This window comes from Mucilaginibacter sp. OAE612 (genome assembly GCF_041806395.1).
GTDB classification, from domain to species: Bacteria; Bacteroidota; Bacteroidia; order Sphingobacteriales; family Sphingobacteriaceae; genus Mucilaginibacter; species Mucilaginibacter rubeus.
Window position 1 is genome coordinate 2,948,363 of sequence record NZ_JBGMUW010000001.1, and the last position, 12,811, is coordinate 2,961,173.

General features: G+C 40.3%; 13 protein-coding genes. 5 read left to right on the forward strand and 8 right to left on the reverse strand.

The annotated features are described in order from the left end of the window. Positions 1-187 precede the first annotated feature (187 nt). Entirely contained in the window at positions 188-697 is a 510-nt protein-coding gene (locus ABID99_RS12305) for a hypothetical protein (RefSeq protein ID WP_373613867.1), read from the forward strand. A 259-nt stretch (positions 698-956) separates the two neighbouring features. Next, the gene (locus ABID99_RS12310) at positions 957-1,373 is read left to right on the forward strand and encodes an RNA-binding protein (protein ID WP_090525518.1); all 417 of its coding nucleotides are present in this window, start codon (positions 957-959) and stop codon (positions 1,371-1,373) included. An 83-nt stretch (positions 1,374-1,456) separates the two neighbouring features. Here ABID99_RS12310 and ABID99_RS12315 read toward each other — a convergent pair whose 3' ends face one another. From ABID99_RS12315 to ABID99_RS12335, 5 genes are all read right to left on the reverse strand, one after another. Next, the gene (locus tag ABID99_RS12315) at positions 1,457-3,193 is read right to left on the reverse strand and encodes a phospho-sugar mutase (protein ID WP_373613868.1); all 1,737 of its coding nucleotides are present in this window, start codon (positions 3,191-3,193) and stop codon (positions 1,457-1,459) included. Between the two features lie 277 nt (positions 3,194-3,470). Beyond that, positions 3,471-5,570 carry a hypothetical protein gene (locus ABID99_RS12320; protein ID WP_373613869.1) on the reverse strand — a complete coding sequence of 700 codons (2,100 nt, stop codon included), beginning with the start codon at positions 5,568-5,570 and terminating at the stop codon, positions 3,471-3,473. Positions 5,571-5,617: 47 nt separating this feature from the next. Further along, positions 5,618-6,718, reverse strand: a complete 1,101-nt coding sequence (locus tag ABID99_RS12325) for a S8 family serine peptidase (RefSeq protein WP_373613870.1) — start codon at positions 6,716-6,718, stop codon at positions 5,618-5,620. Beyond that, a complete protein-coding gene (locus ABID99_RS12330; protein WP_373613872.1) occupies positions 6,718-7,773 on the reverse strand; it encodes a hypothetical protein in 1,056 nt (351 codons plus the stop codon). Before ABID99_RS12330 ends, ABID99_RS12325 begins: the two co-directional genes overlap by 1 nt. 410 nt (positions 7,774-8,183) lie before the next feature. Further along, complete coding sequence (locus tag ABID99_RS12335; protein WP_090525506.1) at positions 8,184-8,555, reverse strand: hypothetical protein; 372 nt, start codon at positions 8,553-8,555, stop codon at positions 8,184-8,186. Between the two features lie 156 nt (positions 8,556-8,711). Here ABID99_RS12335 and ABID99_RS12340 point away from each other — a divergent pair, with 156 nt between their 5' ends. Continuing rightward, positions 8,712-9,248, forward strand: a complete 537-nt coding sequence (locus tag ABID99_RS12340) for a hypothetical protein (RefSeq protein WP_373613873.1) — start codon at positions 8,712-8,714, stop codon at positions 9,246-9,248. After that, complete coding sequence (locus ABID99_RS12345) at positions 9,206-9,991, forward strand: hypothetical protein (protein ID WP_373613874.1); 786 nt, start codon at positions 9,206-9,208, stop codon at positions 9,989-9,991. Before ABID99_RS12340 ends, ABID99_RS12345 begins: the two co-directional genes overlap by 43 nt. On the opposite strand, the gene ABID99_RS12350 is transcribed toward ABID99_RS12345, so the two are convergent. The 3 genes from ABID99_RS12350 to ABID99_RS12360 form a co-directional block, all read right to left on the reverse strand. Next, positions 9,973-10,296: an HTH domain-containing protein gene (locus tag ABID99_RS12350; protein ID WP_090525502.1), complete on the reverse strand. Its 324-nt coding sequence runs from the start codon at positions 10,294-10,296 to the stop codon at positions 9,973-9,975. The genes ABID99_RS12345 and ABID99_RS12350 overlap by 19 nt on opposite strands. Positions 10,297-10,390: 94 nt before the next feature. Then, positions 10,391-10,966, reverse strand: a complete 576-nt coding sequence (locus tag ABID99_RS12355; RefSeq protein WP_373613875.1) for a dihydrofolate reductase family protein — start codon at positions 10,964-10,966, stop codon at positions 10,391-10,393. A 66-nt stretch (positions 10,967-11,032) separates the two neighbouring features. Then, positions 11,033-11,455, reverse strand: a complete 423-nt coding sequence (locus tag ABID99_RS12360) for a DoxX family protein (protein ID WP_373613876.1) — start codon at positions 11,453-11,455, stop codon at positions 11,033-11,035. Positions 11,456-11,612: 157 nt separating this feature from the next. Between ABID99_RS12360 and ABID99_RS12365 the strand changes: the two genes are divergently transcribed. Next, on the forward strand, positions 11,613-12,593 hold the full coding sequence (locus tag ABID99_RS12365; RefSeq protein WP_176624592.1) for a GlxA family transcriptional regulator: 981 nt from the start codon (positions 11,613-11,615) through the stop codon (positions 12,591-12,593). The last annotated feature ends 218 nt before the right edge of the window (positions 12,594-12,811 follow it).

Here is a 12,811-nt window from a genome sequence, read left to right on the forward strand (position 1 = left end):
CAAAAGCAGACAGTATTTTCAATTACTGCGTTCTTTTCTATACAAGAAGTGCGTAACTAATTAAAGTATTGCAATAAATTCAATTATATAAACTCAAATTTTCAAAATTTAAGTAAAAATTAATACAAACTAATTTTTAGGGCGAAGATGGCATCTCCCTTGTTTTTATTATTGTAAAACCTGACTTATGAAAGCATATTATGAATCTCTAACAACAGGCATCAAAACCCTATTGATTGCAACAGTCTGCCTTTTACCATCGCTGGTTTTCTCACAGTCTAAAACACCAGGATCGGTTGAGTATTTAAAATTTTGCAATGGAATTAGCGGACTGACACTTGGTGAGGACATTAGCCAAATTCCGGCCCGTAAGTTTACCTATTTAGATAATGATGCTAAACCCGATGCAGACAGCTGTATCCGTTATCAATATAAAGACAGTAGCTCATTGATACAGGGAGATAGTTTGTTATTAGATGCAATAGGTTTCCGCGCTTACAAAAACAAAATAGTGAACATTTATCTTTTCTTTAAGATGACTGACGCTTATAAAATACTGGACTATTTCTTAAAAGCATATGGGCCATTTACAGGGCGCCCGAACGCTTATGCTGATATTTATAACTGGGATACAACCGCACTGAATTTGTCATTGAGATACCAGGTAAAAACCGGAGATGGGGGTAGCTATATTTAGCAATAAAAACCTTGAAAACGAAATTGCAGCCAACCGGCCTTCAGTACTCCTTAAAGATGCATATCAGTCGTTTTCTGTTTTGTATTGATGACGTTCTGTTATTAAGGGTCACAAAATGCCTCTTCAGGACCATTACTGACTTGAAAACAACGAATTATTAAATAAACTTTGGTTTTAACGCGAAAACATCCTTTATTTAAAAAAAATCAAACGAAATTTGTGTACGGTGGTTATCTATCATCTTAATCTCAATTTATAAATGGTCAAATTATTTGTAGGCGGCTTTCCTCTGGAAATGACAGAGCTGGAACTTGTTAAAATGATAGGTCCACATGGCGATGTGGAAACGATTAAAATTGTACGCGACAAAAAAACAAGGATATGCAAAGGATATGCATTTCTTGAAATGAAGGACCGCACCGGGGCCGAGAACGCGGTGATTGCCTTAGACGGTACGCCCATTGCCGATCGGGTATTAAGTGTAAAAATAAACGACGACTTTGTTAAGAAAACTCCTCCGCCACGTAAGTCATTTGGATACGGCAACAACAATAATAGAGGCACCGGTGACAGAACTAACAATACCCGAAGCTATAATAGCCCAAGCAATTACCGGAGCAATAATGATCAGTCACCTGGAGGTGACAGACCAAGGCGCCCCAGAAAAACGATGTAACAAACCACTGATAGGGTCATACTAAAAAAAATCCCGGCCAGATCTCAATCGGCCGGGATTTTTTCAAACATCATTATCCGTAGTTAAACACCGAGATCCTGCATAATTGAGGCAATCTTAGCGTCAAGTTTTTTGTCTGTTTCACTGTATGTTTCTTTACTTTCAAGTTTGCCGTTCACACTGCAATAAAACTTAATTTTAGGCTCCGTGCCTGACGGACGGGCCGAGATGATACTGCCGTCCTCGGTAATGAATTGTAAAACATCAGATACAGGCAATTCAATTGGTTTGCTTGTATTGGTTGCTAAATCAGTTTCAATACGTTTTTCATAATCCTTAAGCGTGCTTACTTTTGATCCGCCTAAGGTGGCCGGAGGATTGGTACGGAATTTCTCCATCATTTCCTTAATTTCTTCCGCACCGGTTTTACCTTTTTTAGTCAGGGAGATCAGCTTTTCCTTATAAAACCCATATTGCACGTAAGTATCAATCAATGCTTCAAAAAGGCTGCTTCCTTTGTCTTTGTAATAAGCGGTCATTTCTGCAATGAATGCGCTTGAAACTACAGCGTCCTTATCCCTTACCAGTTCGCCTATCAAATAACCATAGCTTTCTTCACCGCCACCTATAAAAGTTTGTTTACCCTCAAAATGGGTCATTAACTCGCCAATATATTTGAAGCCGGTAAGGGTGTTATAGTAAGTAACATTCTTGGCTTCGGCTATGCGTTCGATAAGATTTGTGGTAACAATGGTTTTAACAATGTATTCTTTACCGGTAAGCTTGCCTTTTTCTTCCCATGCGCTTAATAAATAATTGATCAGCATAGCGCCGGTTTGGTTACCATTGAGCAGAATAAACTCGCCATCGGTATTTTTCACAGCAATACCCACACGGTCTGCGTCCGGATCCGTTGCCAATACCAGATCGGCATCAGTATCCTGGGCTTTTTTAAGAGCAAGTGTAAGCGCTTCTTTTTCTTCGGGGTTAGGGTAAACTACTGTTGGGAAATTTCCATCGGGAGTTATTTGCTCGTCAACCAGGATCACATTCTCAAAACCAAACCGTTTCAGGGCTTGGGGTACCAACGTGATGCCTGTACCATGGATGGGCGAATAAACTATTTTAAGATCTTTTTGACGTTCAATAGCATCAGGCGAAACAGAAAGCTCAGTGATCTTGCTCAGGTAAAGCTCGTCAATGTCCTCCCCTATTTCTTCGATATTAGCATCAACGCGGTTAAATTTGATGTCATCAATGCTGCTGATTGCAGCAACCTCGTCCATTACGGCCTTATCGTGCGGAGAAACAAATTGCCCACCATCGGCCCCATAAGCTTTGTAACCGTTATACTCTTTTGGGTTGTGCGATGCTGTAAGCATTACGCCGCTTTTGCAACCTAAATGGCGCACGGCAAATGAAAGCTCGGGTGTAGGACGCAATGCCTTAAAGAAGTAAACATAAATGTCATTAGCTGAAAAAACTTCGGCCGTAATAGTCGAAAAGAAATCGGCATTGTTACGGCTGTCATGAGCAATAGCTACTTTGATTTTTTCGCCGGGGTAGGTTTTTTTCAGATAATTAGCTAATCCCTGTGTGGCGGCGCCTATAGTATACTTATTGATACGGTTTGAACCCGGCCCCATAATACCGCGAAGGCCACCGGTACCAAACTCCAGATCACGATAAAATGAATCCGTCAGTTCGGTATATGCCTTATCGTCAATTAATTTTTGAATTTCCTGCTTTACATCAGCATCATAATTTCCTTGAAGCCATGAGTTTGCTTTTTGAAGAATGGTGGGGTCTAATTCCTGCATAAGTGGTTGTATATTTTCAATTTATCAGATTCGGTTTTGTTTTAAATATGATAATAAATAATCAAAACAGAACGCCTTAAAGTTAAATCATCTTTTTAATTATGCCAGCCCAATATGCAATAACTTTTAAATATAATGCACGGCAAGAGCGGCGGCCGCCGAACCGTTATCTGAACAAGATACTCCAGTAAAAGTTTTATCAATTTCAAGCTATAAATGGCGCTGCCATCCTTCGCCCTCGATTTATCGTTGGCCGACGAACCGTTCATCAAATCTGTTAACGTCCTTTAGTAAACAAATTGAGTATCGGTATATCAACTAAAACCCCCACCGACCAACGTGTATATAACTTATTATCGCCGTAAGTGTTAGTTATCACATCTTTATTGGCTCCTGTTAAACTAACGCTACGCAAATTTGGCGCAACCTGGAAACCACCCGAAATTGAAATTGGTGTGGATGGTATGCCTACAGATAAAAACAAACCCGGGCTTATGATATTCTTCAGCTCAATTTTAGGCACCTGCGCTACAGTGGCGCTGGTATCTTTTGCTACCGGGGTACTTCCGGATGTAAAACGGTATGAAGCAAGTGCGCCGATATCAATTAAAGAAACAAAAACAGAAGTCGACCATTTTTTATCGCCCGTGGGAACAAATAATAAACGGTGCCCCCAGCTAAATGAAATTCCTACCGGTGCTGAGAGCCCGTATGTGCCTTTATACTTTTCATCAATGCCGTGCACTTTTTCTTTACCTACATAAGGGCCAACATAGGCGTTTAGAGCGACATTAAAAATAACCTCGCGTTTAACGGTTGAGCTGCCTACCGGTAAAGCAATTGCTTCAATAGCATTTTTTACTTCGTCGCTGTTTTTCGCTTTTGATACCTCAGCGGCGAAATTGGCATATTTAATAAACATTTTATTTATTGCCGGCCACTCGGTTAACGCTGCAATTTTCGCTTCAAGTTCATTTATTTCTTTCTTTATGGCAGTTTTGGCGACTGCATCCTGCAGTTTATCATATTCTGCTTTTTTTTCTGCAAGATTTCTAACTAAATCCTGTTTTATTGGGTTGGTGACGACTTTATTAATAAACAGGTTATCGTAAACGCCGCCAAGCTCAACTATGGCCGATGGGTACTGTTTTTCGTAAACATCAATGTAAACGTTGCCAAGACTCCTGGCTGATGACAGGTACTGATCAATCTTTGTGTCTTTCCGGTCAATCATTGGTATAGTAATATTGGCCGGGTCGACATTTAAAAGCAATGGTGATTTCAATAATTGCTCAAAAAGATTAAGTGATGAATTATAAAGCGCGTAATAATCCTGGTAATTAAAAGTATTTTCACCTTTTTGCTGAAGTTGCTTTAAATTAATGAAATACCTGTTTACTATTGTTGCTTTTTGGATAAATTCAATGTTATAACTCTGATAAATTTCCTCAAACTTTAAAAAGTCACCACTACGATCTTTCAGAAACTGCTTCATTGACCCCTCTTTAAAATTAATGTCTTTTTTTTCCAATTGCTGATAAAGCAAACCAAGGTAGATTTGGAAAGTTACAGGGTTACTAAACAGCATCTTCGCCGAATCGGCATCGACCCAGTATTTATCTCTCTGATTTGACCGTAATGATTGTGAAAAAAGATCAAAAGCTTGCAATGCCGGATATACATTTTCATTTACAAGCTTTAAGGTGCCATTGCCTGCTTTATTAACCAGGTAGTTATGAAAAATATCCCCCGGATGCGAACCCTCATGAAACTCGTTGGCTATATACAAGGCATCGATGAAGATTATCCTGACGTGGGGCATGGCAGCAAACAATTGATCCATGCACGGGTCGTCAATCAAATTGGAAACATTGGGAAGTAATAGTGCCAGGTCTTTCTGAAATGACTCCCGCAGCAAATCCGTATAGGCGGCGTAATTATAGATCTCAACATCTATAGCTGTAAGTGATTTGTAAGTAACCGGGAATAATAACTGCAACTGCCTGGTACTGTCCAGCTCCTTTTTAAACCGTGAAAAAAAGGCAGTGGAAAGTTCCTGCTTTGTTCGTTCCACTAAAAACTTTGCAAGACCGTCGGCAAGATTGGTAACATCAAGTGAGCCTATGGATTGTAGTAATCCGGATGGGCTGGGTATTGTCCCTCCGCTTGCACCGCCAGCTTCATAAATCCCGTTCAAATTAAAAAAAGGGTTTTTCTTGATAACAGTATCTACATTAGTGGTGTTCTTGAGATTAAAATAATAAGCAAACAGCGGCTTATTTTGCGGGCTGATCCTTATTTTCCCGTCTTTGTCGTAAAGGCTTTTCAAATATAACACATCATAAAAAACGCGCCTTTCGGGTTGTTGTGCAAACATTTTGCAAGACAGAAGCAAGAACAAAAAAAGGGGGGCGTATTTATATTTCATACAACATCATTAAAAAAATTCAATAAAAGTTCGGGTTTTAGCAGTGGAAGATCGAAGGATGCTGGCGGGTTTCCATCTTCGGTTATAATGAAGGTTGTTTTCTGCGTCATAGCCGCCAATTTTTCAATGATCGTAGCAAATGAATAACTAAAATTCATTTTTTGAATCATCAGCGCAATTATGCCCGATGTAATAGCCGTCGCAAAACTACTCCCGCTATCAGCTATCAATTCGTTATTCTGATCATATGATTTTATTTGCGAGCCATTGATCACCAGCGACAGGAACTCATTTATACAAGGATAGCCATTCTCCTTATCCGGAACCATGCCGACCCCGATTGTATTTTTCAAACAGGCCGGATAATATTTACTTGTATCTCCAAATACTATCGAATTTCCGATAGAACAAACAATTATTTTATTGTTAGCTACGGCATTGTTTATAGCCTCCTGAATTAAACTTAGAGTAGCTGCATTGCTTATACCTGACGACCAACTTATTGACACTATATGAATATCGGGATTTTTTGCACACCAATTAATCGCGCCAGCATATCTTTGGGCATCTCTCTCCGTGTTTTCAAATGTTCTTTTTTCGGATATTTTACAGGCGAATAAATTACATCCCGGAGCCACACCGACATAGTTGCCGCTGGTATTTCGTAGCCCAACAAGGGAAGCACAAAATGTACCATGACCGGCGTTATCTTTTATCTCAACATTATCGCCATAAACATAATACTTACTCTGATTATAAAACAGGTCTGTTATGCCTGGCGCAATACCGGTGTCAACCACAGCAACACCAACGCCTGTACCTGCATACCGGCCCCAAATCTCCGGCAGGCTCAAGTCAATCATCCATTGCTGATAATTGCTCCCAGCTCCTTCTATTTGTTCGGCCCCGCCGCTCCAATAATGACTATTAGCATCGTCACCCACTTTATACCAGGTATTGTTTCCATCAAGTTCCTCTCCCTGCACAGTGCCCGTTACTTCTATAATGTCACCCGGCTCTCTTACAGCACCGGTTTGATAGGTTGTATGAGCGCCTCCTACCCTGGTATTAAGCAGCTTGGTTACTTTAATGCGCATTAGCCTACTGGTTTTACGGTTATGGTGGTATTTTTAGTTGGTGTGGTTGCTTCTTCTTCAGGCTTTTTGCCTGCCGCACGTAAACTTACAATTTTATTGATCAAATCGAACCAAAAGGGAGCGCCTAACATTAAAGCTACAGCTGTTAATAACAAACCCGTTATCTTGATTAAAAGCGACAAAAGGCTTTGACAAAATGTTTTACCCTTCAAATCTGGCGTGTTTTGTGCCGTCCAACCAACAGGGATACCAGAGCTTACCAGAAACGTACTAACTGTGCTGATTTGTTGGGCGACTTTTTTCCCGTTAGGTGCGTTTTTACTCGTATCGGCAGGTATGTTTTTAATAACCGTTACTTTGCTGGCTTCAAACTTTATCGTATCAGTTTTAGGATTATATCCTTTTTCGTTTACTTGTTTAACTACGGTTTGTAAATTATCGGCTGTATGTTTCAGTGCTTCCTGGTTACCCCAAAGCTTGTTCACAATATTTATGGTATCAACATTCAAGGAGGCACAGATTACCACCGAAATAATAAATACAATAAGCTGAGACGATCGTTTATAAACTCCCGAGGCCCTGTCCATGGCCGAATTATAAAATGTTTCGATCTGTTTTTGAAAACTCTGAAGATCGCCCTGGGCGCGTTCATAAAAATTAAGAAGAAGTTTCCTGATCCCGGCAGAGATACCAACCTGTGCCGCTATTCCATCATCTGTTAAAACGTCCCTGATCTTATTCATATCAAGGATAATATTTTTATCGTCTTTAAACTGATCCATTAAAGCCGCGGCAAAATTGCCCGCTGGGATATATGATGGCAAACTGTTTAAATCCTTTTTTAAAGATGTAATGTTCGGATTGTTATAAAGCTTTTCAGCTATTTTTTTCCAGTCCTGGTCAGAAAGTAAACAGTCAATAGCATTTTTCAGATACTCTCCCCGCTTATTAAGCAGAGCGGATAGATACTCATGAATTGTGCTAACAGTTAGACTGAGCGAAAAATAGGTGAACGACAGCGTGAGCGCAAGATCGATAATTGGGGAATTAAACATAAGGTTGCGGGTTTAACAGACATAAAAATGTTTCCCAATTTACAAAGCAATCGGCCAAATATCAATCCGTTAAAATACGGTATTTTCATACGTAATTTTGCGCAAAAACCAGAGGTTCCCTCGTTTTAAACTTGTACCAGACAGGTGGTGTGAGGCTGGATAATTTATGCTTTTAATGACCGTTAGCCGGCTTGCTTGTGCAAGCCGGCTAACAGGTGGATATATATAATTGTTGGTAAGTGTTTGCACAATTCGGCTTCCCTATTTATCCAGTTCAGTTATGATCTTTTTAGGGTTATCTACTTTATTCAAACAGCAATTGTATCGGCCGTTTTTTTTGTTCATGAGATAAGAGTTGGTTTCGTTCATACAACAAACGCATTCATATTACATACGATAGGATATTAATTTTACCCCTGCCGATCGTAGATAGCCGCAAGTATAAAGGCACATGATGCAAGACCGGTATCTTTAAGGGCATTAGTAATTTTACCCGCATCAAAATGACTGTCGATCAGCAGCGGGATATGGATCGTTAAAATAAACACCCATATCATACATCCTAATAAAAAACATCCCCATTGGGCATACAGATTAACATAGATACTAATTGCAGCGGCTATAAGTGCAACCGCCGTAAGATATACCCAAAATAGATGGAATGGGATCCAGCCGGGTACAAGCGTTGCTACAAAATCGGCATACATAAAATGCTGGATACCGAATATGAACATTACTGTGGCATAAATGTATGCACTGATCCTGCTTAGTATTTGTTTCATTGTTGGTTAGGTTATGGTATATTTAGGCTTAATTTCGAATTGCTGATAAAATTAGTTTGCCCGCCAGGCTATTGCAATTCACAGCCTGTACAAGTTGGTACAAGCCCGTACAAATAATATTTGAACTGATTTACCGGCTATTTTTGACCAATGGATATGCCTGCACAAGCGTTGCTTATTACCGAACTGATAAAACAATACGAGGCCTTTATCGGCTGGGGCGACAGTAGTAACTGGAAGAACCAGGATTTTATAAACCTTAGCGAAAAGATAAGGGAGAAGACCGGCGCTTCCATTAGCCACGTTACGCTGAAACGCATCTGGGGCAAAGTTAAATATGACAGCCTGCCCAATACCTATACCATGGATACGCTGGCTCAGTTTTTAGGTTATGAAAACTTCAGGGTATTCGGTATGCGGTTTGTTCCTACTGATATACCGGTCAATCTCTCTCAACCGAAACCCCGGCCTGTAAAAAAACAGTTCAGATCAATGCGCTATGCTTTGGGCGCTTTAACGCTGACGGGTATTTTATTGGTTTTGATAATAGCTTCACGTACCGAACATTCGAAAACAACACCGGCTATCAACCCTAAGGATTATACTTTCAGCAGTAAAAAGGTGATCACTCAGGATTACCTAATTCAGTTGTGTTTGATTTTGATGCAAGTAAATCTCCATATGATTCGGTAGCTATTCAGCAATCATGGGACCGGCATTTACGGGTTAACGTTTCCAAAAACGACCGCCAGCATACGTCCATTTATTATTTCCCCGATTTTTATTACGCCAAGCTTATTGTCGGTGGAAAAATTGTAAAACAGCATGAGTTGTTTGTTGAATCGAACGGATGGTTACCCGTAGTTGAAAAGCAGCCTGTTCCCGTTTATTATGAAATAAGGGATGCGTTAGGCGATGGTAAGCTTTCCCTATCGCCCGAAAAGATCAAAGAGCGAAATATTGCCCTGCAGCCTGCCCCTCCTTTTGTGGTTTATACCAATGTAAGCGATTACGGCGAGATTTACAGCGATGATTTCACATTTGAAACATCCGTAAAAAACAACTATAACGAGGGCGCGGCTGCTTGCCGTCTAAGTACTGTTTATATACTGTGTAAAGGCACTGCTATCTGGATTCCACTAAGTACTAAAGGCTGTGTATCTGATCTCGACATGTATTTTGCAGGTTATGAGGCATCCGGTAAAAAACATGATCTATCAGCCTTTGGGGTAGATTTTGAAAAATATGTATCGCTTAAAATTGAATCACACAATGGAAAGGCACTGATTTTCATTGATAACAAACCTATTTACACAGTGAATAAAGGAATCAGTCGGGCTAAAATAATCGGGATTGTTTTCCGGTTCCAGGGTACAGGATCGGTAGATTATGTGCGGTTAAAAAATGGAAAGGTAAACTACGACGATGAGTTTTGAGGATCATTATTTACCACACGCGGGATAATTGATAACATTTCATTTTTTATGGCCGCCGGAATAACCAGCATAGGCTGAGAAATGATGTCATTTTTTCTATCGGGTGAAGGGCAGCTTGCGACTAAAACCAAACACCCCTTTTCAGCTTCAAAGGTCACTGTTATTTTTAATTGCTTCAGGCACTCAAGGTCCTGGTAGGCTGTGCGGGTACTGATATGAAAATGTGATTTCAGCAGGTCGATAGAAACCACATCCCTGGTTTGCAGCAGCACCAATACTCTGAGCAACCTGTCGGCTCTGTTCATAACGGATCACATTTTTATATACAAAGGTGTAACGCGCTATTGACAACAGTGTGTCAGCAGTAAAGATTCGTTTTAACCCAGTCGGTTACCTAAGTTAATTAGCTAATTGATAAACCATCAAAATAACACCCGATGAAAAAACTTTCTTTAAAACCAGTTTTAAAGGCAAGTTGTTTTTTACCTCCTTGAAAAGCGACTTGCCATTGCCTAAAATTACCGGGTGGATCCAAAACTGGTACTCATCAACCAAATTCGCGGCCACCAGCTTTTTGACCACACTGATGCTCCCATAAGTAAGAATATCACGGCCCTGCTGCTTTTTTAAATGTTCAACAACTCTCTTTAGATTTCCTTTGACCAGTAATGAATTGTTCCACAATGCAGAGCTCATTGTTGAGGACATAACCACTTTTTGGTAGTTGTTCATCATATCTGCATAAGCAATATCCGTACGAGGAAAATTCATGCACTTAGCCTGAAAAGGCCAATAGGCAGCCATAGCCTGATACGTGTTTTTACCCAATAAAATAGTACCGGCCCGGCTAAGCAGTTCTGTTGTTGTCTCGGCTATTTCATCCGTCCAGTATTGATAGTGCCAATCCAGGCCCTCATCTTCTGCTGCTACAAAACCATCTAGCGTGATGTTTAAGGATACGATCAGTTTGCGCATGGTAACAAATAAACAAACAAACCGGGTTTATTGATAAACCCGGGATTTATAATTAAACTAATAACATTAAGCCAGTTCGGTGTTTCCGGCAAGTTTAGTGTTAGTTAAGCCCAGTTCTTTTACTTGCTCATATCTTTTCCATAAATAGTAGGTAAAGAACATAACAAGCAGCATAACTACCGGCGGAATGAGCATGGCAGCCCCGGCTCCAATAGCAAGCCATGATAAAAATGCACCGATAAAGCTGATGGTAAAGCCTGAATAAGCCCATTCTTTAATAACCTGGTACCTGGTTTGAGCTATGGCCAGTACACCTGCTATTTTTGCCCACCCCATAATAACCATGAGGTAAAAAGGGTAACCAAGTTTAGCTAATGAATCTTTGCCCGCCTGCTGCATAGTGATTCCCCCATAAGCATCGCCGAGCATGGCTAATAAAAAAAGGACGGTAAAGATCCAGTACAGGGTTTTAATTGTTTTTGGTTTCATGATGACATTTATTTTGTGTGATTGAATGTTTGTTAACAATACAAAGTTATCTGGAGCGATAAAGTTGTGTAGCACGTAGAAAGGACTTGTTAAGGGGTTGTTTGCGACTTTAGTGTTCACTATCTTTATCCCAGATAACCAGTTATACAATAATAAAATGAAACATGTTGCCATCCTGATACCCAACGAAGCAGTTTTAGCCAGCATAGTTGACGCCCGAACCATTTTTACAGGCGCCAACGATTTTTTACAATCCATGGGGAGGCAACCTGTTTTTGACGTACAGATGGTTGGGCTTTCTAAAGAAGTTAAGGTGCATGGCGGCATGTTTTCGGTTCATACGGATATTTTGTTAAGCGATCTGCAAAAAAGCGATATGGTGATCATTCCTGCCATAAGCGGCGATCTTCAAAACGCTGTAAACGTAAATCGGGATTTTGTACCGTGGATCATCAGCCAGTACAATAATGGCGCCGAAATAGCAAGTCTTTGTATCGGCTCATTTATATTGGCCTCTACAGGGTTATTGAACGGTAAAGAGTGTTCCAGCCATTGGATTACAGCTGATGCCTTCAGAAATATGTTCCCGGAAGTGAAGCTGGTTGACGGGCGTATTGTTACCGAACAACAGGGTTTGTATTCAAGTGGCGGCGCTACTTCATACTGGAGTTTGTTGCTATTACTGATTGAAAAGTATGCCGGGCGGGACATAGCCATCATGGCCGCTAAGATCTATGCCCTGGAGATAGACCGAAAAAGTCAGTCTCCATTTGCGATGTTCACGGGGCAAAAAAAACACGAGGACAATCCTATAAAGCAAGCCCAGGAATACATAGAAAATAACGTTACCGAAAAAATCTCAGTTGAAGACCTATCATCAATGTATGCTATTGGCCGCAGGCATTTTGAACGCCGGTTTAAAAAAGCCACCAACAATACCCCGGTCGAATATATACAGCGCGTAAAAATTGAAGCAGCCAAAAAACAATTGGAAAGTACCCCCAAAAACATCAATGAGGTAATGTATGATGTTGGGTATACCGATGCCAAGGCATTTCGTACAGTTTTTAAAAAGATCACCGGGCTCTCGCCAATTGATTACCGTAATAAATATAACAAAGAAGCAGCTGTAGCATAGGTATGTCCATCAGAATTTTGGATTTCTGCTAACCCTCGGTCACCTATACTCCAGGTTTGTTATTATCGAAAATATCTATTGATTATCAACCGGAACCTGCTGTATTGCAGTAAGTACTGGCCAATCCGGCTTCTACCTCAAAAACATTACATTCTGTCAATAAAATTAATCCTAACAAATAGCCAAATATTCCGTTTAAAAATTACATTTTTGCCCCA

Coding starts and splice junctions, on each gene's coding strand:
- ABID99_RS12305 (WP_373613867.1), top strand. CDS start 188: ATGAAAGCATATTATGAATCTCTAACAACAGGCATCAAAACCCTATTG.
- ABID99_RS12310 (WP_090525518.1), top strand. CDS start 957: ATGGTCAAATTATTTGTAGGCGGCTTTCCTCTGGAAATGACAGAGCTG.
- ABID99_RS12315 (WP_373613868.1), bottom strand. CDS start 3,193: ATGCAGGAATTAGACCCCACCATTCTTCAAAAAGCAAACTCATGGCTT.
- ABID99_RS12320 (WP_373613869.1), bottom strand. CDS start 5,570: ATGTTTGCACAACAACCCGAAAGGCGCGTTTTTTATGATGTGTTATAT.
- ABID99_RS12325 (WP_373613870.1), bottom strand. CDS start 6,718: ATGCGCATTAAAGTAACCAAGCTGCTTAATACCAGGGTAGGAGGCGCT.
- ABID99_RS12330 (WP_373613872.1), bottom strand. CDS start 7,773: ATGTTTAATTCCCCAATTATCGATCTTGCGCTCACGCTGTCGTTCACC.
- ABID99_RS12335 (WP_090525506.1), bottom strand. CDS start 8,555: ATGAAACAAATACTAAGCAGGATCAGTGCATACATTTATGCCACAGTA.
- ABID99_RS12340 (WP_373613873.1), top strand. CDS start 8,712: ATGCCTGCACAAGCGTTGCTTATTACCGAACTGATAAAACAATACGAG.
- ABID99_RS12350 (WP_090525502.1), bottom strand. CDS start 10,296: ATGAACAGAGCCGACAGGTTGCTCAGAGTATTGGTGCTGCTGCAAACC.
- ABID99_RS12355 (WP_373613875.1), bottom strand. CDS start 10,966: ATGCGCAAACTGATCGTATCCTTAAACATCACGCTAGATGGTTTTGTA.
- ABID99_RS12360 (WP_373613876.1), bottom strand. CDS start 11,455: ATGAAACCAAAAACAATTAAAACCCTGTACTGGATCTTTACCGTCCTT.
- ABID99_RS12365 (WP_176624592.1), top strand. CDS start 11,613: ATGAAACATGTTGCCATCCTGATACCCAACGAAGCAGTTTTAGCCAGC.